Below are 26,592 nucleotides of genomic sequence, written 5' to 3'. Positions count from 1 at the left end.
AACAATACCGATATAGGTTACGGTTGAACTCGACGAAGCACTGCTTTTAGCACTTCAAAATCGTTATCTAGATCTTCAGACAACAACTCCATCACCGCGTGTTTTGCTAGCGGACCAGGAAGTTCAATGTCAGTACCTAAGATGTCATCAACCACTTCTTTGAATTTCGCAGGGTGTGCCGTACATAAGAAAAGGCCTGTCTCGCTCTCTTGCAGTTGCTCTTCCAATAGACGGTAAGCAATCGCACCATGAGGTTCACACAGGTAACCTTGAGCTTTTAGATCACGTACTGATTCAGCACTCTGCTCATCAGATACTTTACCTTTACCCAAAGTATCCAGTCCCCAACCTTTCAGTTGGCAAAGCTCTTCGATACGTGGCCAGTTGTTTGGTTGGCTCACGTCCATCGCGTTCGATGTTGTCGCAACCGTTGGTTTTGGATCCCATTGACCTGTTTCTAGGTAACGGGGAACCGTGTCGTTTTCGTTGGTTGCTGCAATGAAGCGTTTAACCGGTAAGCCTAGCGCTTTCGCTAATAGACCCGCAGTTAGGTTACCAAAGTTACCACTTGGTACAGAGATAACCAGATTTTCACGTTGCTCTTTGGTTAGCTGAGAAGCCGCCTCAAAGTAGTAACAGATCTGAGCCATCAAACGGCTGATGTTGATTGAGTTTGCTGAGTTTAAGCCAATTTCTTTACGCAATTCAGCGTCGTCAAACGCGTCTTTTACTAATGCCTGACACGCATCAAAATCGCCATCAATCGCGACAGTATGGATGTTCTTACCTAACGTACAGAATAGCTTTTCTTGCAGTGGGCTGATCTTGCCTTTCGGGTACAGGATAACAACATTGATGTTTTCCATGCCGTAGAATGCGTGTGCAACCGCAGCGCCAGTATCACCCGATGTTGCCGTTAAGATTGTGATTTGACCGCCATCAGAAACCGCAGCCAAAGATTGAGCCATAAAACGGCCACCGAAATCTTTAAATGCTAACGTTGGACCGTGAAACAGTTCAAGTGCGTAAACACCGTCTTTCACTTGGTTGATCGGTGCTGGGAATTGGAATGCCGCATCCACTAGTTGATCAATCTGTTCTTTTGGTAACTCATCACCAATTAGAGCAGAAAGAATCTTTGAACTACGAGGGACAAAGTCCTCTGCAAGTAGTGCATCGATGTCATCGAACTTAGGCAGCTCTGATGGGAAAAATAGACCTTGATTACGACCTAGACCTTGACGAACGGCTTGGCCAAAAGAGACTTGCTCATCGTTTTCTTTGATGTTGTACAGCTTCATAACTCACTTCCTGTAACGATCGAACCTTGTTTATCTAAGCGACAAACGTGGACGAATCCTTCTTCATTTTGTACGTAGTTTTGTTCTAACCAGCGTGCAACACGCTCGGCGACATCTTGTTCTTTGCAAATGCTAAATAGCGTAGGGCCACTACCAGAAATTCCAGTAGCTAATGCTCCTGCTGACGTTGCATATTTGCGTGCATCAGCAAACCCTGGAAGCAGTTTCTCACGATATGGTTCAGCAATCACGTCTTTGATCATCTTAGCGGCTAGCTCCGGCTGACCAGAGTGACAAGCATGAATAAAGCCCGCTAAATGACGACCATGGGCAATCACATCTTGACGGCGATACTGAGAAGGCAAGATCTCTCGCGCTTCAGCCGTTGAAACCTTGATGCCCGGGTACGCCATTACCCAATACCAATCGTCAAAACATGGAACCTCTTGGCTAATAATGCCAAGCTCTTCCAACATTAATTGCACACCACCAAGGTAACATGGCGCTACGTTATCGTAATGTATGCCACCTGAAATCTTACCTTCCATTTCACCCATAAGAGCAAGCAGTTCAGTTTCATTCAACGGTTGACCATGAAAACGGTTCAAAGCATCTAGTGCTGCGACAATTGAACATGCACTCGACCCTAAACCAGAACCGATAGGCATGTTCTTCTCTAGTGTCATCTCTAAAGACTTAACTGAGATACCTTTCTTATCTAACTCGCGAGAGAACACAACCCAGCAGTCATAGACAATATTTTCTTTGGTTTCAGTTGGCAGCTTAGAAACAAAGCTGCCTGCTGTTTTTAGCGAGAATGGTTCATCACCGGCTTTAACCATTACTCGGTCACCAAGCAATGTGCCATCCACTGGAGACACAGCGGCCCCCAGCACATCAAACCCTACACTGACATTGCCGATTGATGCAGGAGCATAAACAACAACATCCATATCACTTGAACTCATTCCTAAACTCCTAATTTCCAACCAAGAGTACGCATCACATCAGAGAATACGCCTGCTGCTGTAACTTCAGTACCTGCACCGTAGCCACGCAGAACGAGTGGGATTGGCTGGTAGTAACGGCTGTAGAATGCCAGAGCGTTCTCGCCATCTTTAATCTTAAACATTGGGTCATCGCCATCAACAGCTGCGATACGAACCTTACATTTACCTTCAGCGATCTCACCCACATAACGAAGTACTTTGCCTTCTTCTGCTGCGATAGCTGACTGCTCTTTGAAGTATGCATCCGCTTCTGGCAAGCGAGCCATGAACTCGTCAACTGTACCTGAGTCATCAAAACCCGGTGGCAATGCTTGGTCAACTTCAACATCTTCAAGCTCAAGTGCCATACCCGCTTCACGAGCAAGAATAAGCAGCTTACGCGCAACGTCCATACCAGACAGATCATCACGAGGATCCGGCTCAGTGAAGCCGTTATCTTTAGCAATGTTGGTTGCTTGGCTGAGTGTCATACCCTCATCAAGCTTACCGAAGATGTAAGACAGTGAACCAGAAAGAATGCCGTTGAACTTCTCAAGCTCATCACCCGCAGAAATTAGGTTCTGTAGGTTTTCGATTACCGGTAGACCTGCGCCTACTGTTGTCTCGTACATCAACTTACGACGAGAGTTACGTGCCACTTCACGAAGCTGATGGTAGTAAGCCATGCTTGCCGTGTTGGCTTTTTTGTTTGGTGTTACAACATGGAAACCAGCCGCTAGAAAATCAGCGTATTGCCCCGCAATACCTTCGCTAGACGTACAATCAACCAACACAGGGTTGATGATGTGGTTACGTTGAACAAGTGCAGCTAAACGCGCTAGGCTAAACTCTTCTGTCGCACTCGACATACGATCACGCCACTGTTCTAGCGGTAGACCATCGCTGTCTAGCAGCAAGCCTTTGCTGTTTGCTAAACCACATACGCGAATCACGATGCCTTTTTCAGCCAGTTTGCCTTGTTGACGTTGGATCTGGTCAACAAGCTCACCACCAACACCGCCAACACCGACAACGAAGACGTCAAGGAAGTGCTTAGAGTTAAATAGGTTTTCGTGACACGCTTTGATTGCTTCTGAGATTTTATCTTCCGGGATAACCGCAGAGATAGCGCGCTCTGAAGAGCCTTGAGCAATAGCGACGATGTTAACGTTCACTTCCGCTAAAGAAGAGAAGAACTGAGAAGCGACACCACGTGAAGTACGCATACCGTCACCCACCAGCGTCACAATCGCAACATCATCCATGAACTCAACTGGCTCTAATAGGCCATCTTTAAGTTCGAGTTCAAACGCATCTGATAACACTTGCTTCGCTTTCACTTTGTCAGCCGATTCAATACAGAAGCTGATGCTGTACTCAGAAGAAGATTGAGTAATAAGGACAATAGAAACGCCTGCAGAAGACATCGCGCCGAATACACGACTCGCCATGCCTACCATGCCCTTCATACCTGGGCCTGATACGTTAACCATCGTTAGGTCACTTAGCGTAGTGATACCTTTGATCGCCAGGTTATCTTCGCCAGTGTCTTGGCCAATCAAAGTGCCTGCTCCCTGTGGGTTGAAGCTGTTTTTGATCAGACATGGAATATGGAATTGTGCGATAGGTGCGATAGTTTTCGGGTGTAGAACTGAAGCACCGAAGTAAGAAAGCTCCATCGCTTCTTGGTAGCTAAGTGATTTAAGAAGACGGGCATCATCTACTAAGCGTGGGTCACAGTTGTAAACACCATCGACGTCAGTCCAAATCTCACAGCAATCAGCACGTAGACATGCCGCTAGAACTGCAGCTGAGTAGTCAGAGCCGTTACGGCCAAGCGTTACTAGCTCGCCTTTTTCATTACCAGCAGTAAAGCCCGGCATGATATTTACGTGACCTTTAGGAAGCGGTGATTGGCGGAAGTTCTGAGTTGAAACATCCACATCCACCATAGCTTCAAGATGATCACCTTGAGCATAGAGGTATTCCACAGGGTCAATCAGGCTTGCTGGTTGGCCTTTCGCTTCCAGCACCGCTTTCATTAGCTGGATTGAAACTCGCTCACCTTTACTAATGATACGAGCATTTACGTGATTCGGGCACATGCCCAGTAGGTTAATACCATTCACGAACTGCTTAAGTTGAGCAAGAGAGGTATCGACTTGCTCTTGAAACGCAGAGCCATCTACTGACGGCAATACCGCTTGAATCTCTGCAAACAATGCAGCGAATGATGATTCGATCTCGGTGATCTGTACGTCTGCTTCACCATTTTTTAGTGCTGCTTCAATAACAGCAACCAGCTTATTGGTTGTTTTTCCTGGAGCCGATAGTACAACGGCTAGCTCTTCTTGCTGGGCATTATTAGCGATGATATCAGCCGCTCGTAAAAAACGATCTGCATCAGCTAATGATGAACCTCCAAACTTTAAAACGCGCATCCCTTTCTCCATAAGTCATAAAAATGGTACAAAAAAAGGCCTGTATCTTGTTGGATACAGGCCTTTTTTTTAAAATCCGTTACTTAGCAGCCTGCCCCAACAATGTGAATGTCGGTAATAATAATGGTGGTGGTCATTACTAGGTGGCTTACATGCTGCATATCAAATTCTCTGCTTGTGCTTTACTCTACGTGTATCAATTTTTACTACTATGCGTCAATGAAAAGTTGCGTTTTTTTTACATTCACACCGTTTTTCAGAGCAAACCTTCATTTAAGAGATAAAACACCCTGCATCAACCTGCCATTCAGAGACTGGATTAACTCATCAAACAAACAGAAGTAATCAGTTGCATATATAGTCATAACAAAATGCTCTATCGATAGTACAGCGAACATACAAGTCCTGTGCTTTAATTAAACAATAACGTTCGAAAAACAATAATAATGACATCAGGAGTGGGAAATGAAGAGATTACTTATTCTTTTAGTCTTTGCTATGCCTGTCGTTTGTTCAGCGAACAGTTTACCGCTACTGAGCAGTTTGCCTTTGCTCCCCAGTCAAATCGATAGCTCTGCCCATAAGTTTTTTATCTCCACGCAAAGTGCATCGAGTGAAAGCTTTGATACTTGGACAGTAGACAGTGGTTATTCTTATAGCTTGTTTTCTGATGTGGATCTTTATGTCGGTACACGAATCAACACTGCTGCACTGAAATATGAGAGTGGATTCTTGAGTGGTGTTAGTTATCAGTTTTCCGAAAGAGTCTCTTTCAACAGCTCTCTACACACCTATAACAATGAAACAGAAGACAGTGATAAATCGGTAGCCGCAGAGCTTTCCAGCCGCGTGCAGCTAACCGACAATCTAGATATGCATGCCACCCTTGATTATGAAGAGTGGCAACAAGGTGTTGAGGTAGGATTAGGGTTTCGCTTCTAATCTATCCCACTTCTTTATTGATGAGCCCGTTAAGATTCAATCAACAATTCCGTTGAAATTAACACACCATTCCAATCGGCATAAATGTAATCACCGGGCTGAATCAGTTGATTGTGTATAGAGAGCGTCACATTCACTTGCCCAACACCGTGCTTCTCGGTTTTAAATGGAGAGGCTCCGAGAGCTTGAATACCAAGATCCATCTGCGCCATCATCGCAACATCACGCACCGCACCATTCACAATGACGCCTTCCCAACCATTTTCGATGGCTAGAATAGCCAATTGGTCGCCAAGTAACGCTTTTTGACACGAGCCATTACCGTCTACAACGAGTACTTTGCCGCAGCCATCGGTCTCTAAAACCTCACGAACCTTGGAATTATCGTGATAACAACGAACTGTTACAATTTTTCCCCAGAACGCACCACGCTGGCCGAAGTACTGTAATGGCATATTCAGTAGCGTGACTTTGCTTTCAAACTCATCACATAAGTCAGGTGTTATATCGTGCATATATCCTCCGTGAGTAAGGCAAACCTATTAAGTCAGGTGAGCCTCTATGCTTTTATATATTATTAAAATTAATCCTTTGTTTTCATTGCTCTATGCCCAATTTAATACGAAATAAAAGTTGATTGAGCATATTTATCTACTAGACTCTAAGGATAGCTTTCAGCTTCCTTGGTTCATAGTCCGGTCTTTAGCAAGCAAGATGTGCGAAATATCTCGAATAATCATTCTTATTTTGGTGCTAAATAGTCACCATAACATTGGTTAAGTTGTAGCCATACTATTAAAGTTTGTTGCGATACGGCAATTGATGTAAATCAACAAAGTGAATGGAATTAACATTCTCGCGTTGTTAGCATGCTGTTAACATTATAGAATCCTCTTAAATCACTAAAAGAATGATTGAAAGGCGTACTGGATCTACGTTATTGGGCAATACTTCAAGGAAGGCAGATAGCTGGAAGTAAGTGTTTTTTTGAAAACTTTAAGTTATCATCAAAAATACATTACCTGTATGTTATGTTTTGCCTAGAATTTATTCTATTAGCACAGTTTCGTCACAAATTTAGGTACCGCCAAATGCAAACCCCGCAGATTCTTATCGTTGAAGATGAGCAAGTAACTCGTAACACTCTAAAGAGTATTTTTGAAGCAGAGGGATATGCTGTTTTTGAGGCTAGCGACGGTGAAGAGATGCACCAAGTGCTATCTGATAACCAAGTTAACCTTGTAATTATGGACATCAACCTTCCAGGTAAGAATGGCCTACTACTTGCGCGTGAACTACGTGAGCAAGCAAATGTAGCGCTTATGTTCTTAACTGGTCGTGATAATGAAGTTGATAAGATCCTTGGCCTAGAAATCGGCGCTGATGACTACATCACTAAGCCTTTCAACCCTCGTGAGCTGACTATCCGTGCACGTAACCTTCTTAACCGTTCAATGAGCACAAGCTCTGTTCAAGAAGAAAAGCGTAGCGTTGAGAAGTACGAGTTCAATGGTTGGGTACTAGATATCAACAGTCGTTCTCTGGTTAGCCCAGATGGCGAAGGCTACAAGCTACCTCGTTCAGAGTTCCGTGCTCTACTTCACTTCTGTGAGAACCCAGGTAAGATCCAAACACGTGCAGACCTTCTTAAGAAGATGACTGGCCGTGAGCTTAAGCCACACGATCGTACTGTAGACGTAACAATCCGTCGTATTCGTAAGCACTTTGAATCTGTTTCTGGTACACCAGAAATCATCGCGACGATTCACGGTGAAGGCTACCGCTTTTGTGGTGACCTAGAAGACTAATTCGATTCGCGCTTCTGGCCGTTTAGTTCTTGCCGTCGATTAGCACTTCTAAACCGATAGCACTCTAACCAGTTAGTACTTATAAACAGTTAGTACTTCTAGCAATCGAAGCGTGAACAATCGTTATTAAAAAGGGAGAATGCCAACGCATTCTCCCTTTTTTATTGTTCATTGTTCATTGTTCATTGTTCGCTAAGGTTTTAGTAAACCGTATCTACCTTCACGTCTTTCTCGACTAACCACTTCACGGTTTCGCCATCTTTGAGTTCAATCGCAACATCAACAGGCTTATCACTGTCGATCTCTAACTGCCATACAAAAGCGACTTCCCACTGCGTTTCACTATGTGTTCTTAAATCTAGATCGTCAGCAGTTACCAACAAGGTATCTGCACCCTGTTTAACCGTCACACTCTCAACCGCAAGTGTTGCTGGTAATTGTGAGTCAGACTCTAGGTAGATAGCACCATGCAAAGTCTTATCTTGAGCCTCCCCAATCGTAGGCATTTTGTTGTGCCACAGGTTGCTTTTCATTGTGACTGTCGCTGCAGATACTTCGACTTGATTATCTTGCTGCCATTCTACTTGTGGCGCAGAACAACCCGCTAATGCTACTACACATGCGGTAAATGCTAATTTTTTCATCATTCTTCTACCTTTGATTTAACCAACTCTTTAAGACTTCAATATCATTTTGGTATTCGTTATTTATTTCATCAACCCAATCTGAAATGTTCTCCCACCACGCAGGCATATCTGGAGATTGAGCTTTCTGAGCAACTTGCTGTATGCGTTTCAGGCCAATGGAACCTGCTGCACCTTTAATCTTGTGTGCCTCAGAAACGATACTGTCTTGATCTTTCGCAACCATATTGGAATTCAATATTTCCATATATTCCGGCATCATATCTTCAAACATCACGATACTATCCAAAACAGGTTTCGACCCGACAATGTCAACATAAGACTCTAGCATATCAATATCAAGCAAAGTGGTATCAATCGTTGAAAGAGCCGGCTTACTCGCTGTTACTTTCTCAACACCTGCTACTTTTTCAACATCCTTTACTGTATCAATGCCCTCGGCTTTCTCAATAACCTCTGGGGCATCCTCAATCAACTCGCTGATGACATCCTGGATTGCACGAACCGACAGTGGTTTACTGATCGCTTCATCCATGCCTTTCTGGAAATACTCTTGCTTATTGTTTAATACATTCGCGGTTAATGCCACCAAAGGCGGCAATTGGCTATATTTCTCGCGGTAGTATTGGGCAATGTCGAAACCAGTCATATCTGGTAACTGGATATCCAGTAATACCAAGTCATAATCTTTCGGGTTGAAAACGATTTGTGCCTCTTTACCCGTCATTACGACTGTCACTTCATGCCCTAGGCTTTCAAGTAAAGAACGAGCTACTGTGATATTGAGCTCAATGTCTTCGACCATGAAAATCTTAAGGTTGGACTGCTTTCTTGGCGTTTTGATCAAAGCCTGAGTATCGTGATTAACTGGAACTCGAATCGAAATCGTAAAGGTACTACCAAACCCCTCTTCACTGGTGACTTCAATGTGACCATCCATCATATTGATCAGCTGTTGAGATACAGCAAGACCAATTCCGGTACCGACAGCGTGTAAATTGTCTGTTCCCGACTTTACCTGATAGTACATCGCGAAGATCTTCTCGATTTCGCTTTCAGGGATACCAATCCCGGTATCTTCTACTTCCATCGTGATGTTGGCAAAGTCGCCATCAATTTCAGCGCTGACCGTCATCACGACACCACCATCTTTGGTGAACTTCATCGCGTTGCTTACAAGGTTCCACAATACCTGTCTAAGACGAGTACCATCCACCTCAACTGCAGATGGGAGATCGGACAATCTTTCTAGATCAAACCTCAACCCTTTCTGCTCTGCCATTAACGCAGAAATGCTTTCGATCTCAACAACGAAATCTTCAAAATTGATAGGGGTTGGGAATAGCTCAAGCTTACGGCGGTCGAACTTATCCATGTCGATAATATCGTTAAAGATATTACCCAGTGTCACCGCACTCACCTTGATGGTTTGCATCTGCTTACGCTGCTCGGTCGTCAGCTGGCTATCCAATAACATGCGGCTCAAGCCGATGATGCCATTGAGCGGTGTTCTTAACTCGTGGCTAATGGTTGAGATAAAGGTGGTCTTATCGCGACTGGCTTTCTCTAGTGATTCTTGGTGCTCTTTACGCTCGGTAATATCACGACCAAAACCAACCAAGCCAAGGTGGCGACCATCTTTACTGTAGAAAGGCACCTTACGCAGCTCGAAGTAACTCTTACGTCCATCGGGGTATTCAAGCCATTGGTCATAGGTCAAAGCTTGGTTGTCAGCAAAGACTTTCTTATCGGTTTCAACAACTTGCTGGGCTACCTCTTTGCTGTAGACATCCCAAGGCGTCAAACCAACTAGCTCTTTTTCTGTTTTGCCCGTGAGTTCTTCAACCGCTCGGTTGCAACCTGAAAACACACCATCTTCATTGCGATAATAAATGAGGTCAGGCGAGGCATCGATAAACGAACGCAACAGCGCCGTACGTTCTGCTAATTCAAGCTGAGTTCGCTCACGCTGAAACACTTCGTTCTCAAGATCATGCATTGCTTCTGCACGCGCTTCTTCGGCTTTTTCACGATCTTCAATTTCTTGGTTGAGCTTTTCGATATTGAGTTGCAGTTTATTGTTGAGTTCTTGATCTCGCTCTCGCATGTCACCCAGCTTAGAGACCAATTTAGCCAACCTTTGGCGAGACTCTTCCAGTTGATCGACCACGACTGAGAGAAAATAGACCGCCCAAGGTGTGATCACTAAACCGAAGAAAACCGAACGGACAATGTCGATATCATCAACATTACCTTTGAGTGCGAGGGTGATACCGACTTGTACAACAACAGCAAGGGCAACAAGCGCTAGGGCGAGTAAGATAGAAAAGCGGACAATCCCCAATTTTACGAGCAGATCCACGTAATACTGGGCAAGATTTTTCATGGGTTTCATTTAGCGCTCCACGCGATAAGACTAGCAACATTCTACCTTGTTTGAAGAAAGTAGGTAAGCTAGCTACATCACACGCAGCAAGAGATTAGCGGTAATATCGAAGGTTAATCAACCAATATTAATACTAACCAAGCAATATCAATACTAGCCAAGCCACATAAATATTAGCCAAGTAATATAAATGCTAAACAAGAAAAAGACGGAGTCACTAAGTTACCCATTCTATAAAGTTAGTGAATAGAGTATGGATGCACTATCGAACGATTTCGACCATCAGATTTCGCTTGATACAACGCACTGTCAGCCAAGGCAACAGCAGACTCCATTTCGTCATCAGGTGTTGGTATATAAGAGACAATACCAATACTCACCGTGATGGAGTCAGACACTGTAGACTTCTCATGAGCGAGTCCTAGTTTTTGCACTTCATCATGAATTCGACGAGCGACCATAAGCGCACCTTCTGTGGTTGTGTTTGGGAGAATAAAGCCAAACTCTTCACCACCGTACCGAGCCACGCAATCCGAAGAGCGATTCAACACCTGCTTAAAGGCTTGTGAAACCTGAATCAAAGCATCGTCTCCTTGTTGGTGTCCATAGAAATCGTTATAGCCTTTAAAGAAGTCGATATCACACAGCATGATCGTCAACGGCAACTTCTCACGCACATGATGATGCCACAATGTAGACAGCTGCTCATCGAAGCGACGTCGATTGGATACCTGAGTTAAACTATCCATAAAACTGAGGCGCTCAAGCTCTAAATTGGCTTCTTCAAGTTTCTGCTCGGCGAGGTAACGTTCTGTGATATCACGTGCCATGATCAGTACACCATTGGTACTCGATGCAGGGTCTCTAAAAGGCGACTTCACTACATCATACCAAGTAAACTCTCCATCACTTGAAACCAGTTTGTCGATGTAACGCAACGAGTTACCTTGATGAAGTACTTGGTGATCACTCTCTGATACGCGCATATAAATGCTATTTGGTACTACGTCTTGTAGACGTTTACCCACTAAGTCACTGACTTCAGAAATACCCAACGCTGCCACAAATGGCTTATTACACGCCTGGTAAACCATATTTTCGTTGAAGATACCAATCGAGTCAGGGCTCGCTTCCAAGATGTTTTGTAAAATGGTGTCACGTTGTGCAAGTGCAACTTCAGTATCTTTACGCTTTTCCATTTCCCCACGCAGTTGTTGCTGCATGTCATGCCAATCCGTCACATCGTGACTTATCGAGAGCGTACCTATGGTTTCCCCACTTTGCGAGAGCAAGACACTTTGATAGGTTTCAAGGAGACACCCCTTACCATCTTGGTCTGTGGTCCATGAGCGCTCACTGACACGACCTTTTAAGGCACCACTAGACACACTTAAAGTGCCCTCTTCAGGGCGACCATGCCAAAACTTTTTAAACGCACGATTACTCGCGACCAATTCACCCTTTTGATCGATGACATAGACCAACTCAGATAAAGAATCCAAAGCGGTACGAGCAACATTGAGATCACGAACCTCTTGGGAAATCTCTTCGTTGGTACTTTTATAAGGGGAAGCATGTATCATCCAAGCCTTTCTACTTCTAAAGTGGATCTTACGACCCACCAAGTTGATCTTAAAAGATTCAAATTCAGAAAGAACCCAGGACGAGAGATACTCAAACGTTCGAGAGTTGATGTGATCAGTGAGGTAATGACGAAAACTATTCTCAGCTTCCACTGTTGGAAAACGAAAGTGAGTACCGATTTGGCGGATACCAAGCAGCTGCATGGCTTGGCGATTGGCGTACAAGATCTCGCCACTTCGGATGTCAACAAAATAAAGAGGTGAAGGCGTAGCGAGAAGAAGCTGTTCAATATATGACTGGTAACGTAAATAAATATGCCAGCAGATGAGACCTATCAGCAATAGAACAACGATATATATACCGTAGCCATACGCCCTATCCCATAACCAAGTCATTACCAGTTCCATCTGCTCTCAATCTATGCTTATAAATTCTGTGAGGGAAATGTTACCACTATTTGTTGGTTTTATCTGCTGTTACCTACAGTCACCCATTCCTATCAATTGGTCGCGTTTAAAACAGGTTGCGTGTACTCGAATGCAAAGCCTGTTTTAATGCCTTGTGCGCCGGTTTTATCAAGCGAACGACCAATCTCAGTCATCGCCAACCAGCGGTTCTCACACCATAAAGGGGAGAGTAGTGTCGGGCGTCTCGCCGCAGAAGATACACGATGATAAACCACGTCCGCTGGTGTGCGTTGAATGATCTCACTCGCGATATCAATGTACTCCTCAAGGCTTGGTGCTTCTAGCTTTCCTGCCTTCCAGGCTTTAGCCATGGTACTGCCTTCAACAATATGAAGCCCGTGAAGCTTGATACCATCAGTGCCAGCCGCTAATACCTTATCTAGAGTTTCAAGGTTATCCGCTTTGGTTTCTTTGGGCAGGCCGACAATAAGGTGAGTACATACCTTGATTCCTAAAGCACGTGCGCGCTGGGTGATCGTTTCATACACAGTGAAATCGTGTCCGCGGTTAATTCGCTTGAGGGTTTTGTCATTGGCTGTTTGCAGGCCGAGCTCTAGCCAAATTTCGTAACCTTGCTTAACGTACTCCGCGAGCAGATCGAGTACCGCATCCGGCACACAGTCTGGTCTCGTGCCAACACAAAGGCCAACAATCTCTGCTCCAGGTGCTTTTAGAGCCTCTTCATACATATTCTTGAGTACCTGCACCTCAGCGTAAGTACTGGTGTACGCCTGAAAATAAGCAAGATACTTCTTGGCACGAGCGATTTCACCCGCACGATCTGTTAATTGATCAGCAATACTTTGAACTTGAGTTTGTTCATCGGCAAAAGAAGCTACGTTGCAGAAGGTACAACCGCCACGGCCAATTGTCCCGTCTCGGTTTGGGCAACTAAACCCACCGTGAAGTGTCAGCTTGTGAACCTTCTCGCCATAACGACGTTGGAGATCTTGGCCGATAGTATTAACTAACTCGTGTAATTGCATATTTTCAAAGCACTCAAGTAAATAAGAATGAATATCAGTCTTTTTTGAAAAAAAATTACATCCCTGCAAAATTCGACCAATTAGTTTACGCAAGGATTTTTGCGAGCAACCTATCAAATATCAATAAACATGCAAAAAATAAGCTCTATTTGCCTAATGTTGCACATTTGTTAGGCATTAAATTCAAAACAAAACGAAAAAAATGGTCTACATCGGTTAACTTTCATTGCAATTCGCCTAGACAAAATTGTAGGATACTTACACATATTGGCTATTTCTGAGTGTTTACTTACATCGAAAACTTGCCAATAAGTCGGTGATGTCCATACCCCACCTATATAAACCACTAGTTTGTGGTCAAAAACAAACGGATATCACTAAGGATTGTTTTTCTCGCAATACTTTTCCTGCGAGATACGGAAAGGATTCAAACCGCCAGCATAGGCAGGTTTAGACCCATAAATATAAAAGGACAAGGCTAACTTTATACAAAGAAGTTGCGCCTAGATTTAACTGGAAGGATGTATCTATGGTAGATCAAGAGCAGAACTCACAGGGTCTGTATACTCCTGAATTGGAGCATGACGCTTGTGGTATCGGTTTTGTTGCTCATCTTAAGAATCGCAAATCTCATGATGTAGTAACTCAAGCACTCGATATGCTTGCACGTATGGAACACCGTGGCGGCCAAGGCTGTGATCCGTGTTCTGGTGATGGTGCAGGTATCCTGCTACAGAAGCCACACGAATTCTTACTAGAAGAAGCCGTAAAGCTTGGAATTAAACTGCCATCTTTTGAAAAATATGGTGTTGGTGTTGTACTTTTCCCTAAGGATGAATACAAACGTGCACAGTGTCGTGACATTCTAGAACGCAATGCACAGCGCCTTGAGTTAGAAGTTATCGGTTACCGTGAACTTCCAACTGACAATTCAATGATTGGTGCTGACCCACTAAGCACTGAACCTCAATTTGAACACGTATTTATTTCTGGCGGCCCTGGTATCACACCAGAAGAGCTTGAGCGTAAACTGTATGTTCTACGTAACTACACTGTTCGTGTATGCCTAGAAAGCGTGTCAAACATCGGTGACGACTTCTACATCAACTCTATGTCTTACAAGACATTGGTGTACAAAGGTCAGCTAACAACAGAACAAGTTCCTCAGTACTTCCTAGACCTGCAAAACCCAACCATGGTGACAGCTCTAGCACTGGTACACTCTCGCTTCTCTACCAATACATTCCCTCGTTGGCGTCTGGCTCAGCCTTTCCGTTACATCGCGCATAATGGCGAAATCAATACGGTTCGCGGCAATCTAAACTGGATGAAAGCACGTGAAGCAATCCTAGAGTCGGATCTGTTTACACAAGCTGAAATCGACATGCTGCTTCCTATCTGTCAGGAAGGCAGCTCGGATTCATCAAACTTCGATATGGCACTTGAGCTACTTGTTCTTTCAGGTCGTACTCTGCCACACGCATTAATGATGATGATCCCTGAAGCATGGCAAGAAAACAAAAACATGGATCCAACTCGTCGTGCGTTCTACCAGTACCACGCGAACGTAATGGAACCATGGGATGGCCCGGCATCAGTATGTTTCACCGATGGTGTTCAAGTCGGTGCAACGCTTGACCGTAATGGTCTGCGCCCTTCTCGCTACACAGTGACAAAAGACGACTTCCTAGTAATGGCGTCTGAATCTGGCGTAGTTGAAATCGCACCAGAAAACGTTGAATACCGTGGTCGTCTACAGCCTGGTCGTATCTTCGTTGCTGACCTTGAGCAAGGCCGCATCATTTCTGACGAAGAAGTGAAAGACGGTATTGCTAAAGCACAACCCTACGAAAAATGGGTTGAAGAGAACCTTCTGAGCTTGAAAAAGCTACCGGATGCGAACAACGAATTTAACCAACCTTCTCCAGAAAAATTGCTTCATAAACAACAATCGTTTGGTGTGAGCTCTGAAGAAGTAAACGAAATCATACTACCTCTTGCGAAAACAGGCTACGAGCCACTTTCTGCAATGGGCGCTGACTGGCCGCTAGCGATTCTTTCTCATCAATCGCAGCACCTTTCAAACTACTTCAAGCAATTATTTGCACAAGTAACAAACCCGCCAATCGATCCGATTCGTGAGCGTATGGTTATGTCTCTGAACACTTACCTAGGTAAGGATCAGAACCTACTTGCTGAAACGCCTGAACACTGTCAAAAAGTAGAACTTGAATCTCCAGTTCTGTCTAACTCTGAGTTAGAGAAGCTACGTGCAATCGATAACGAGCACCTTCAAGCGAAGACGCTGGATATCGTATTCCAAGCAAACGGAGACAACGGTAAGTTAGAGCGCGCACTTAAGCGTATCTGCCAATACGCAGAAGACGCTGTGATTGATGGCTACTCTATCATCCTACTGACAGACCGTGCGGTTAACTCTACCCACGCCGCTATTCCAGCAATGCTGGCAGTTGGCGCGGTTCACCACCATCTTATCCGTAAAGGTCTAAGAGCTAAGTGTGACATTGTTGTTGAAACGGGCGATGCTCGTGAGACACACCACTTTGCAACGCTTATCGGCTACGGTGCGAACGCAGTTAACCCATACCTAGTTATTGAAACGATTGTTGAACTGCAACGTACGAAGAAGCTAGATCCAAACGCACACCCGCGTGAGTTATTCGATAACTACCGTAAAGGTGTCAACGGCGGTCTACTGAAGATCTTCTCTAAGATGGGGATCTCTACGCTACAGTCTTACCACGGTGCACAAATCTTTGAAGCACTTGGTGTAAGCAAGTCAGTGGTTGAAAAATACTTCACTGGTACTGTTTCTCGTATCCAAGGTCTAACGATCGATGATATCGCACGAGAAGTGCTAGTTCGTCACCGTGTTGGTTACCCAGCTCGTGAAATCCCAGCTCAGATCCTTGATGTTGGCGGTGTTTACCAGTGGAAACAACGTGGTGAGAAGCACCTATTCAACCCTGAAACCATTTCTCTACTTCAAGAGTCGACGCGTAACAAAGATTACGGTCAATTCAAGAAGTACGCAAAAGCAGTCGATGACCAAGGCGACAACGCAGCAACGCTACGTAGTCAACTGGATTTCATCAAGAACCCTGCAGGCTCTATTCCTCTAGCGGAAGTAGAACCCATCGAGAACATCCTTAAGCGTTTCGCAACCGGCGCAATGAGCTTTGGTTCAATCTCACATGAGGCTCACTCAACACTGGCTGTTGCAATGAACCGCATTGGCGCGAAGTCAAACTCAGGTGAAGGTGGTGAAGATCCAGCTCGTTTCGAACGTAAAGAAAACGGTGACTGGGAGCGTTCAGCAATCAAACAGGTGGCTTCTGGTCGCTTTGGTGTAACGTCTTACTACCTATCTAACGCTGATGAGCTGCAAATCAAGATGGCTCAAGGTGCGAAACCTGGCGAAGGTGGTCAACTACCTGGTGATAAGGTTGATGATTGGATCGGTGCAACACGTCACTCGACTCCGGGCGTAGGTCTTATTTCTCCACCGCCACACCACGATATCTACTCAATCGAAGATTTGGCTCAGCTGATCTACGATCTGAAAAACGCGAACCGTAACGGCCGTGTAAACGTGAAGCTAGTTTCGGAAGCAGGTGTAGGTACGATTGCATCAGGTGTAGCAAAAGCGAAAGCTGACGTAGTACTTATCGCAGGTTTTGATGGTGGTACGGGTGCATCTCCTATGTCTTCTATCCGTCACACAGGTCTGCCTTGGGAACTGGGTCTAGCGGAAACGCACCAAACACTACTGAAAAACGGCCTACGTAACCGTATCGTTGTTCAGTCTGATGGTCAGATGAAAACACCTCGTGACCTTGCAGTTGCAACACTGCTTGGCGCTGAAGAATGGGGCGTAGCAACAGCAGCACTTGTTGTTGAAGGCTGTATCATGATGCGTAAGTGTCACAAGAATACATGTCCTGTTGGTATCGCAACACAAAACAAGACCCTGCGTGAGCGTTTCGACGGCCGCGTAGAAGACGTAGTAACGTTCTTCCAATACATGGCAGAAGGTCTGCGTGAAGTAATGGCTGAACTGGGCTTCCGCTCTATTGATGAGATGGTTGGTCAATCGCACAAACTTAAAGTTCGTGATGACATCGGTCACTGGAAGTACAAGAACCTAGATCTAACACCAGTACTGCATATTGAGCAGGCTCGTGCAGAAGATGGTATCTACAACCAGACAACACAGAATCATAATCTTGAAGACGTTCTAGACCGTAAGTTGATTCAGGCTGCAATCCCAGCGCTTGAGAAAGGTGAAGCGGTTACCGCTCAGTTCCCTATCATCAACACGGACCGTTCAGCAGGCACGATGCTGTCGAACGAAATCTCGAAAGTTTACAAAGACCAAGGTTTACCACAACCAATGAACGTTAAGTTCTACGGTAGTGCTGGCCAATCTTTCGGAGCGTTCCTTGCGAAAGGCGTAAAATTCGAAGTAGAAGGCGACGCGAACGATTACTGGGGTAAAGGTCTGTCTGGCGGTACGTTGGTACTGTACCCAGATGCGAAATCTTCTATCGTTGCGGAAGATAATATCGTGGTGGGTAACGTATGTTTCTACGGTGCAACCTCAGGTGAATCTTTCATTCGCGGTATGGCTGGCGAACGTTTCTGTGTTCGTAACTCAGGTGCGAAGGTTGTAGTTGAAGGTGTTGGTGACCACGGTTGTGAATACATGACAGGTGGCGCGGCAATTATCCTTGGCTCAACGGGTCGTAACTTTGCTGCAGGTATGAGTGGCGGTGTCGCTTATGTTTGGGATAAAGCAGGCGACTTCGAAACCAAGCTCAACGCAGAACTGGTAGACCTAGATCCAATTGAACAAGAAGATAAAGATCTTCTACTAGATATGCTAACGAAGCATGTTGAATTCACAGGAAGTGAAGTTGCTCAGTCTTTCCTAGACAACTTTGAAGTAAGTGTCGCATCACTAGTTAAAGTAATGCCACGCGACTACAAAGCAGTTCTTGAGAAGCGTAAAGCTGAAGCACAACAGGCACAAACGGAAGAAGTGGAGGCAGTATAATGGGTAAGCCTACTGGATTTTTAGAACACGGTCGTGAGCTTCCAAAAAAGCTCGATCCGTCAGTTCGAATTGAAGACAACAAAGAGTTCGTACTTAACGAAGAGTTTGGTGAAAAGATCAATACTCAAGCCTCTCGTTGTATGGACTGTGGCGTACCTTTCTGTCACAGCGGTTGTCCGATTGGTAACATCATCCCAGAATTCAATGATGCGGTTTACCGTGACAGCTGGGAAGAAGCTTGGAACATTCTAAGCTCTACCAATAACTTCCCTGAATTTACAGGTCGTGTGTGCCCTGCTCCTTGTGAAAGCGCTTGTGTTCTTGGTATCAACCAAGACCCAATCACTATCTGTAATATCGAGAAAACAATTGTAGAAACTGCGTACCGTGAAGGGTACGCAAAACCTAAGACACCACGCTCACGTACGGGTAAAACAGTTGCGGTTATCGGTTCAGGTCCTGCAGGCTTAGCCGCAGCTGAGCAACTAAACAGTGCCGGTCACTCTGTGACGGTATTTGAACGTGACGAGAAAGTCGGTGGCCTACTGCGTTTCGGTATCCCAGATTTCAAACTGGGTATGGATGTGATTGATCGTAAGATCAACCTAATGGCTGAAGCTGGCGTTGAGTTTAAAGTGAACCAACACATCGGTGTTGATGTTAATGCTCAACAGCTACGCCAAGAGTTTGATGTGGTATTGCTAACGGGTGGTTCTACGGTTCCACGTGACTTGCCAATCCCAGGTCGTGAGCTGAAAGGCGTTCACTTTGCCATGGAATTCCTTGGTCAAAACAACCGCCGTGCCAACGACTTAGACCTAAAAACAGAAGAGCTTCACGCTAAAGATAAGCACATTGTGGTTATCGGTGGTGGTGATACGGGTTCTGACTGTGTGGGTACATCAAACCGTCATAAAGCAGCAAGCATTACTCAGGTTGAGATCATGCCGATCCCACCAGAGAAGCGCCCTGCTAATATGCCTTGGCCTCAATACCCAATGATCATGAAGACCACCACTTCTCACGAAGAGGGTTGTGAACGTCATTGGAACATCCTGACTAAAGAGTTCATCTCTGACGATAACGGTAATGTAACCGGACTTCGCATTGCTGACATCGTTTGGCAAGATGCGAAACCAGGTGAACGTCCAAGTTTTGATGAAGTAGCAAACTCTGAACGTGTTATCCGTTGTGATATGGCATTTCTAGCGATGGGCTTCTTACACCCAGAACCAACAGGTGTACTGGCTCAGCTAGACATTAAACTGGATGAACGCGGCAACGTGGCCTCTGAAGGTTATGCGACCAACCAAAAAGGCGTTTTCGCTGCTGGTGATATGCGTACTGGCCAGTCTCTGGTTGTACGTTGTATTAATGAAGGTCGTGAATGTGCAATTGCCATTGATGACTTCTTAATGGGTAACTCAAACTTAGAAGCGAAAGCTGATTCACTCATGCTTTCCGCATAATATTTCTCGGGCTAATGTCGTTGACGTTAGCCTAGGGAAAAAGCAACACCCTTCCTAACTTTTATATTTGGCTAGCACTCGATGCTAGCCTTTTTTCTATCTGGCCTTCCACTCTTTCTCAATCACTCCAGCAGTGCATGTTAAATCCCGTTAACATCTAGCTTTTATATCTCATTGATCTTCATCGACTATTTTAGATTATTACGTGGCTAATCGCGTTTACACATGATAATTAACCATGAACTTGACCTTAAACACAATTAGCTATACGTTGTAAAGCTGATGAAAATAAAACCAATCGGTTTTGTTAACACAACCAATAACGTTTTAGCTAGCTAAAAACAAACTATCAGTTTATATAAGAACAAGTTCATAAAAAATAACAAGTACATGAATAGTTAGTCATTTACTGTCTGGATGACAGCGAAGCAAAAGGGAGAATTGCAATGGCTCTATATGATCCTAGTCTTGAAAAAGACAACTGTGGATTTGGTTTAATAGCGCAAATGGAAGGCCAACCGAGTCATAAGTTGGTACGAACTGCTATTTCAGCCCTCGATCGCATGACACACCGTGGTGGTATCGCTGCGGATGGTAAAACCGGAGATGGCTGTGGCTTATTGCTACAGAAGCCCGACTCTTATCTCAGAATTATTGCTGAAGAGAATAACTTCAAGCTCGGCAAGCAATACGCTGTCGGCATGATTTTTTTCAGCCAAGACCCAATCAAAGCGCAATCGGCGCAAGACATCGTCAATAAAGAGCTCGCTCAAGAGACTTTAACCGTAGCGGGCTGGCGTATCGTGCCAACCAACACCGACGTATTAGGCCCAATCGCCAAAGATTCTGTTCCCAATATTCAGCAAGTGTTTATCTCGGCCCCTGCGGGTTGGCGTGAACGCGATATCGAACGACGCCTATACATCGCTCGTCGTCGAATTGAAAAGCAGATTACCGAAGACAAAGATTTCTATATTTGTAGCCTGTCGACTCAAGTCATGGTCTACAAAGGCTTGTGTATGCCCGCCGATCTTCCGCGATTTTACCTCGATCTTGCTGACTTACGTATGGAATCAGCAATATGTCTGTTCCACCAGCGTTTCTCAACTAACACACAACCGCGTTGGCCATTGGCTCAACCATTCCGTTATTTGGCGCACAATGGTGAGATCAATACCATTGAGGGTAACCGCCAATGGGCCAAGGCTCGTGCCTATAAATTCTCTTCACCGCTGCTGCCCGATTTACAAACGGCCGCACCTTTTGTGAATGAGACAGGATCAGACTCCTCAAGCTTAGACAACATGCTCGATCTATTCCTTGCCGGTGGTATGGATGTGTTCCGAGCGATGCGTATGCTTGTGCCGCCCGCTTGGCAAAACCACCCAGACATGGATCCTGAGCTTCGTGCCTTTTACGATTTCAACTCCAAGCACATGGAACCGTGGGATGGTCCTGCGGGTATCGTACTGTCTGACGGCCGTTATGCTGCATGCAACCTCGACAGAAACGGATTACGCCCTGCTCGCTATGTGATCACAAAAGACAACCTAATCACCTTGGCTTCTGAAGTCGGTATCTGGAATTATGCGCCAGACGAAGTGGCAGAGAAAGGACGTGTTGCCCCTGGTGAATTACTCGTTATTGATACTCGTCGCGGTAAGCTATGGCAATCGAACGAGATCGACAATGATCTTAAAGGCCGTCACCCATACAAAGAGTGGATGGATAAAAACGTTCACAAATTAACACCGTTTTCCGCACTAGAAGATGACCAAGTTGGTAAGCGTAATTTTGATGATGACACCCTAAAGACCTATCAAAAACAGTTTGCAATGAGCAACGAAGAGTCAGACCAAGTACTGCGCGTACTCGGTGACATGGGACAAGAAGCGGTCGGCTCCATGGGCGACGATACGCCAATGGCAGTACTGTCTTCGAAAGAGCGCCTCATTACCGACTATTTCCGTCAGAAGTTTGCTCAAGTCACCAACCCACCGATTGATCCTTTGCGTGAAAAACACGTTATGTCTCTGGCAACCAGTATCGGCCAAGAGATGAATGTGTTCTGTGAAACCGATGGGCATGCTTACCGTGTGACGTTTGATTCACCCGTTCTGCTTTATTCTGATATGCAGCAACTTCTGCAATTAAATCAAAAGCATTATGGCCATACGATTCTTAGCATGCACTATGACCCAGCAGAAAAAGAGCTCGAACAAGCCATCAATGACTTGTGTGATCGTGCGGTTCAAGATGTACGTGACGGCGCCGTTTTGGTTGTGCTTTCAGACAAAGGTTTAGAGAAAGGTAAGCTACCCGTTCCAGCAGCTATGGCTGTCGGTGCGGTGCAAACTCGACTCGCAGACACCAACCTACGTTGTGATGCTAACATCGTGGTTGAAACAGCAACTGCACGCGACCCACATCAATTTGCCGTACTGCTTGGCTTCGGCGCAACCGCGGTTTACCCGTATCTCGCTTATGAAGCTCTGGGCAAAATGTTGGACGATGATTCATTAGATAAAGACTATCGCACTGCATTACAAAATTACCAAAACGGCATCAACAAAGGCCTGTATAAGATCATGTCGAAGATGGGTATCTCGACGATTGCTTCGTATCGCTGCTCGCAGTTATTTGAGGCGGTCGGTTTGCATACCGATGTCGTTGATTTGTGTTTCCGTGGCGTAACGACTCGTATCCAAGGCGCTAGCTTTAGCGACTTCCAACAAGATATCTATAATCTATCTCGCAAAGCATGGACTAAGCGTAAACCACTGGAACATGGTGGCTTACTCAAATACGTACATGGCGGCGAATACCACGCGTACAACCCAGACGTAGTCAGCACCTTACAAACCGCAGTAAAGACAGGTGAAACATCGGATTATCAATCTTTTGCGAAGCAAGTTAATGCTCGTCCTGCTGCTATGCTGCGCGACTTAATGAGCCTCAAAAAAGCCGATCAACCTCTACCTCTAGAACAAGTCGAGCCAAGTAGCGATCTCTTTAAGCGCTTCGACTCTGCGGCAATGTCGATTGGTGCCTTGAGCCCAGAAGCTCATGAAGCATTAGCAATGGCGATGAACCGCTTAGGTGGTTATTCTAACTCTGGTGAAGGCGGTGAAGATCCACGACGCTTTGGGACAGATCGTAACTCGCGTATCAAACAGATAGCATCCGGTCGTTTTGGTGTGACGCCACATTACTTAACCAATGCGGATGTTCTACAAATCAAAGTCGCACAAGGTGCGAAACCAGGAGAAGGCGGTCAACTACCGGGTCATAAAGTCACGGCAGAAATCGCTAAGCTGAGATACTCAGTTCAAGGCGTGACTCTGATCTCTCCTCCTCCACATCACGATATTTATTCTATCGAAGATCTGGCGCAGCTGATTTTCGACCTTAAGCAAGTTAACCCTAAAGCCTTGGTTTCAGTGAAGTTAGTCTCTGAACCGGGTGTAGGCACCATTGCCACAGGTGTAGCGAAAGCTTATGCCGACTTGATTACGATCTCCGGTTACGACGGTGGTACTGCAGCAAGCCCGCTGACTTCAGTGAAATACGCAGGTTGTCCTTGGGAGCTTGGCTTAGCCGAAACTCAACAAGCACTCGTCGCCAACGGGCTTCGTCATAAGATCCGCCTGCAAGTCGATGGTGGTCTGAAAACCGGCCTCGACGTCATTAAAGGCGCGATTCTAGGCGCTGAAAGCTTTGGTTTTGGTACTGCACCAATGGTCGCAATGGGTTGTAAGTTCTTAAGAATTTGTCACCTAAATAACTGTGCGACAGGTGTGGCGACTCAAGATGAAACCCTACGCCGCGAATACTTCAAAGGCCTACCAGACATGGTGGTGAACTACTTTACCGGCCTAGCCGATGAAGTTCGCCAGTACCTTGCAGAACTTGGCGTAGAGAAACTTACTGATCTGATTGGTCGTACTGATTTGCTTGAAGCCGTTCAAGGCCTCACGGCGAAACAAAGCAAGCTCGATCTCTCTTCGATATTGGAAGCTCCGGTATCTCCAGAAGGTCACCCACTGTTTTGGACAGAGCCAAACGCACCGTTTGATAAGGCTCAGCTCAACCAACAGATCCTTGATGACGCAATCGATGCGATTGAGAAACGTCAATCCACCAGCCTTTACTACAACGTGATCAACACCGATCGCTCGATTGGTGCTCGTATCTCTGGTGAAATTGCCAAACGTTACGGTAACCAAGGCATGGCCGGTTCACCAATTAAGTTGTATCTCGATGGCACGGCAGGCCAATCCTTTGCGGTTTGGAACGCTGGCGGCGTAGAGCTGTATCTGACGGGTGATGCCAATGACTATGTCGGCAAAGGCATGGCTGGCGGCAAAGTAGTGATCAAACCTCACCAAGGCACAGCCTTTACTTGTAACGAAGCGACCATCATAGGCAACACTTGTCTGTATGGCGCAACCGGAGGCAAGCTATTTGCCGCAGGTACTGCGGGCGAGCGATTTGGCGTGCGTAACTCAGGTACCGTTGCTGTGATTGAAGGTGCGGGTGACAACGCCTGTGAATACATGACTGGCGGTATTGTTGCTATTCTTGGCGCAACTGGCGTCAACTTCGGCGCCGGTATGACAGGTGGTTTTGCTTATGTGATGGATAAGAACGAAGACTTCCAAGGTCGTGTGAACAACGAATCAGTCGAAGCTCTTTCTCTGTCTGATCTATTTATCCACCAAGAACATCTACGCGGCCTGATTGCAGAGCACTTAGAAGAGACTGGCTCAGTACACGCTGAAGCTATTCTGGCGAACTTTGATGAATGGATTCCGAAGTTCTACCTAGTGAAGCCAAAGACGGCGGATCTTAACACCTTGCTCGGTCACCAAAGCCGTAGCTCTGCTGAACTTCGTGTTCAAGCGCAATAATTGGAAGGAGCCAATAATGAGCCAGAATGTATACCAATTTATTGATGTGAATCGCGTAGACCCAGCGAAGAAGCCAATCAAGATACGTAAAATTGAGTTTGTAGAGATCTACGAACCTTTCACTAAGCAACAAGCCAAAGCGCAAGCTGACCGTTGTTTAGACTGTGGTAACCCTTACTGTGAATGGAAATGTCCAGTTCATAACTACATCCCTCAGTGGCTTAAGCTTGCCAATGAAGGGCGCATTATCGAAGCCGCTGAACTGTCTCACCAAACCAACAGCTTACCTGAGGTGTGTGGACGAGTTTGTCCTCAGGATCGACTGTGCGAAGGATCTTGTACCCTCAATGATGATTTCGGCGCAGTAACCATCGGCAACATTGAAAAATACATCAATGACAAAGCGTTTGAGATGGGCTGGAAACCAGACATGTCTCACGTTGAATGGACCGACAAAAAGGTCGCGATCATCGGGGCTGGCCCTGCCGGTCTTGCTGCCGCTGATATCTTAGTTCGAAACGGTGTGAAGGCCGTGGTATTTGACCGCTACCCCGAGATCGGTGGCCTGCTGACGTTTGGTATACCATCGTTCAAGCTTGAGAAAGGCATCATGGAAAACCGTCGCCGTATCTTTAGTGGAATGGGCGTTGAATTTAAGATGAATACCGAAGTCGGTAAAGATGTTCAACTGCAACAACTGGTCGATGACTATGATGCTGTTTTCTTGGGTGTCGGCACCTATAAAAATATGCGTGCTGGGTTAGACAACGAAGAAGCACCGGGCGTTTATGATGCCCTACCATTTCTTGTTTCCAACACCTACAAGGTCATGGAGCTGGATAACCCAACGCCATTCATCGACATGAAAGGCAAAAAAGTGGTTGTGCTTGGTGGTGGTGATACCGCGATGGACTGTGTCCGAACGTCGATTCGTCAACACGCTGCTAATGTTGTTTGTGCTTATCGCCGAGATGAAGCAAACATGCCGGGCTCTCGCCGTGAGGTGAAAAATGCAAAAGAGGAGGGCGTGAAGTTCATGTTCAACCTTCAACCATTAGCACTGGAAACCGATTCATCCGGTCATGTGACTGGCGTTAAAGTGGTGAAAACAGCCTTGGGTGAACCAGATGAGGCAGGCCGCCGTCGTCCTGAACCGGTTGAAGGCAGTGAGCATGTTCTTGAGGCTGATGCCGTGATCATGGCATTTGGTTTCCAACCTCATGCAATGGAATGGCTAGAACCATTTGGTGTAGAGCTCGACCAATGGGGTCGCATCAAGGCTCCCGGCAAACAAGAGTTTCAATACCAAACCACCAACAGCAAGATATTCGCTGGTGGCGATGCCGTTCGAGGCTCTGACTTAGTGGTAACCGCTATCGATGAAGGCCGTAAAGCCGCAGAAGGGATCTTGGATTACCTAGAAGTGTGATTGGGTTTCCTTTATTACTCAGTTCGTTACTATAAAAAAGGATCCAATGATGGATCCTTTTTTGAATTAGATTCGTTTATCACAAGCATCACGAAAATACGTAAAACAATTACAAATAAGCCAATACCGATAACTACAATTAGAATTAAAAACAACGCC

Annotated in this window: 14 protein-coding genes and 1 other annotated feature; of the genes, 6 read left to right on the top strand and 8 right to left on the bottom strand. The window is 45.6% G+C overall.

The window, feature by feature from the left end:
- Nucleotides 1–17: 17 nt before the first annotated feature.
- From thrC to thrA, 3 genes are read right to left on the bottom strand one after another with little or no spacing between them, the layout of a single operon-like run.
- On the bottom strand, nt 18–1,301 hold the full coding sequence (gene thrC, locus MED222_RS04270; protein ID WP_009848414.1) for a threonine synthase: 1,284 nt from the start codon (nt 1,299–1,301) through the stop codon (nt 18–20).
- Complete coding sequence (gene thrB / locus MED222_RS04275) at nt 1,298–2,254, bottom strand: homoserine kinase (RefSeq protein ID WP_009848413.1); 957 nt, start codon at nt 2,252–2,254, stop codon at nt 1,298–1,300. Before thrB ends, thrC begins: the two co-directional genes overlap by 4 nt.
- A 17-nt stretch (nt 2,255–2,271) precedes the next feature.
- On the bottom strand, nt 2,272–4,731 hold the full coding sequence (gene thrA, locus MED222_RS04280; protein ID WP_009848412.1) for a bifunctional aspartate kinase/homoserine dehydrogenase I: 2,460 nt from the start codon (nt 4,729–4,731) through the stop codon (nt 2,272–2,274).
- A 29-nt stretch (nt 4,732–4,760) separates the two neighbouring features.
- Nucleotides 4,761–4,879: a sequence feature (Thr leader region), on the bottom strand.
- Between the two features lie 317 nt (nt 4,880–5,196).
- Here thrA and MED222_RS04285 point away from each other — a divergent pair.
- Complete coding sequence (locus MED222_RS04285) at nt 5,197–5,673, top strand: hypothetical protein (RefSeq protein WP_009848411.1); 477 nt, start codon at nt 5,197–5,199, stop codon at nt 5,671–5,673.
- A gap of 29 nt (nt 5,674–5,702) precedes the next feature.
- Here MED222_RS04285 and MED222_RS04290 read toward each other — a convergent pair whose 3' ends face one another.
- Complete coding sequence (locus MED222_RS04290; RefSeq protein WP_009848410.1) at nt 5,703–6,188, bottom strand: putative 4-hydroxy-4-methyl-2-oxoglutarate aldolase; 486 nt, start codon at nt 6,186–6,188, stop codon at nt 5,703–5,705.
- A gap of 576 nt (nt 6,189–6,764) precedes the next feature.
- Here MED222_RS04290 and arcA point away from each other — a divergent pair.
- The gene (gene arcA / locus MED222_RS04295) at nt 6,765–7,481 is read left to right on the top strand and encodes a two-component system response regulator ArcA (RefSeq protein ID WP_004741534.1); all 717 of its coding nucleotides are present in this window, start codon (nt 6,765–6,767) and stop codon (nt 7,479–7,481) included.
- A gap of 200 nt (nt 7,482–7,681) precedes the next feature.
- Here arcA and MED222_RS04300 read toward each other — a convergent pair whose 3' ends face one another.
- The 4 genes from MED222_RS04300 to MED222_RS04315 form a co-directional block, all read right to left on the bottom strand.
- On the bottom strand, nt 7,682–8,125 hold the full coding sequence (locus tag MED222_RS04300) for a hypothetical protein (RefSeq protein WP_009848409.1): 444 nt from the start codon (nt 8,123–8,125) through the stop codon (nt 7,682–7,684).
- Between the two features lie 7 nt (nt 8,126–8,132).
- On the bottom strand, nt 8,133–10,520 hold the full coding sequence (gene arcB, locus MED222_RS04305; protein ID WP_009848408.1) for an aerobic respiration two-component sensor histidine kinase ArcB: 2,388 nt from the start codon (nt 10,518–10,520) through the stop codon (nt 8,133–8,135).
- 230 nt (nt 10,521–10,750) lie between these two features.
- Nucleotides 10,751–12,502, bottom strand: coding sequence for a diguanylate cyclase (locus MED222_RS04310; protein WP_012603234.1), 1,752 nt, complete (start codon nt 12,500–12,502; stop codon nt 10,751–10,753).
- 92 nt (nt 12,503–12,594) lie between these two features.
- Nucleotides 12,595–13,548 carry a TIGR01212 family radical SAM protein gene (locus MED222_RS04315; RefSeq protein ID WP_009848406.1) on the bottom strand — a complete coding sequence of 318 codons (954 nt, stop codon included), beginning with the start codon at nt 13,546–13,548 and terminating at the stop codon, nt 12,595–12,597.
- 529 nt (nt 13,549–14,077) lie between these two features.
- Here MED222_RS04315 and gltB (MED222_RS04320) point away from each other — a divergent pair.
- The 4 genes from gltB (MED222_RS04320) to MED222_RS04335 all read left to right on the top strand — a co-directional run bounded on the left by gltB (MED222_RS04320) (nt 14,078) and on the right by MED222_RS04335 (nt 26,433).
- On the top strand, nt 14,078–18,625 hold the full coding sequence (gene gltB, locus MED222_RS04320) for a glutamate synthase large subunit (protein ID WP_009848405.1): 4,548 nt from the start codon (nt 14,078–14,080) through the stop codon (nt 18,623–18,625).
- Nucleotides 18,625–20,094 (top strand): glutamate synthase subunit beta, encoded by a 1,470-nt coding sequence (locus MED222_RS04325; protein WP_009848404.1) that lies wholly within the window; start codon nt 18,625–18,627, stop codon nt 20,092–20,094. The genes gltB (MED222_RS04320) and MED222_RS04325 overlap by 1 nt, the downstream gene beginning before the upstream one ends.
- Before the next feature lie 446 nt (nt 20,095–20,540).
- On the top strand, nt 20,541–25,004 hold the full coding sequence (gene gltB / locus MED222_RS04330) for a glutamate synthase large subunit (RefSeq protein WP_009848403.1): 4,464 nt from the start codon (nt 20,541–20,543) through the stop codon (nt 25,002–25,004).
- Between the two features lie 16 nt (nt 25,005–25,020).
- On the top strand, nt 25,021–26,433 hold the full coding sequence (locus MED222_RS04335; protein ID WP_009848402.1) for an FAD-dependent oxidoreductase: 1,413 nt from the start codon (nt 25,021–25,023) through the stop codon (nt 26,431–26,433).
- The last annotated feature ends 159 nt before the right edge of the window (nt 26,434–26,592 follow it).

Source organism: Vibrio sp. MED222, assembly GCF_000153005.1.
GTDB lineage: Bacteria > Pseudomonadota > Gammaproteobacteria > Enterobacterales > Vibrionaceae > Vibrio > Vibrio tasmaniensis_A.
The sequence above is the reverse complement of the archived record's forward strand: the minus strand, read 5'-3'. Positions and strand labels throughout refer to the sequence as shown.

Excerpts from the sequence above, each read along its gene's own strand:
- thrC (WP_009848414.1), bottom strand. The coding sequence starts at position 1,301 with ATGAAGCTGTACAACATCAAAGAAAACGATGAGCAAGTCTCTTTTGGC.
- thrB (WP_009848413.1), bottom strand. The coding sequence starts at position 2,254 with ATGGATGTTGTTGTTTATGCTCCTGCATCAATCGGCAATGTCAGTGTA.
- thrA (WP_009848412.1), bottom strand. The coding sequence starts at position 4,731 with ATGCGCGTTTTAAAGTTTGGAGGTTCATCATTAGCTGATGCAGATCGT.
- MED222_RS04285 (WP_009848411.1), top strand. The coding sequence starts at position 5,197 with ATGAAGAGATTACTTATTCTTTTAGTCTTTGCTATGCCTGTCGTTTGT.
- MED222_RS04290 (WP_009848410.1), bottom strand. The coding sequence starts at position 6,188 with ATGCACGATATAACACCTGACTTATGTGATGAGTTTGAAAGCAAAGTC.
- arcA (WP_004741534.1), top strand. The coding sequence starts at position 6,765 with ATGCAAACCCCGCAGATTCTTATCGTTGAAGATGAGCAAGTAACTCGT.
- MED222_RS04300 (WP_009848409.1), bottom strand. The coding sequence starts at position 8,125 with ATGAAAAAATTAGCATTTACCGCATGTGTAGTAGCATTAGCGGGTTGT.
- arcB (WP_009848408.1), bottom strand. The coding sequence starts at position 10,520 with ATGAAACCCATGAAAAATCTTGCCCAGTATTACGTGGATCTGCTCGTA.
- MED222_RS04310 (WP_012603234.1), bottom strand. The coding sequence starts at position 12,502 with ATGGAACTGGTAATGACTTGGTTATGGGATAGGGCGTATGGCTACGGT.
- MED222_RS04315 (WP_009848406.1), bottom strand. The coding sequence starts at position 13,548 with ATGCAATTACACGAGTTAGTTAATACTATCGGCCAAGATCTCCAACGT.
- gltB (WP_009848405.1), top strand. The coding sequence starts at position 14,078 with ATGGTAGATCAAGAGCAGAACTCACAGGGTCTGTATACTCCTGAATTG.
- MED222_RS04325 (WP_009848404.1), top strand. The coding sequence starts at position 18,625 with ATGGGTAAGCCTACTGGATTTTTAGAACACGGTCGTGAGCTTCCAAAA.
- gltB (WP_009848403.1), top strand. The coding sequence starts at position 20,541 with ATGGCTCTATATGATCCTAGTCTTGAAAAAGACAACTGTGGATTTGGT.
- MED222_RS04335 (WP_009848402.1), top strand. The coding sequence starts at position 25,021 with ATGAGCCAGAATGTATACCAATTTATTGATGTGAATCGCGTAGACCCA.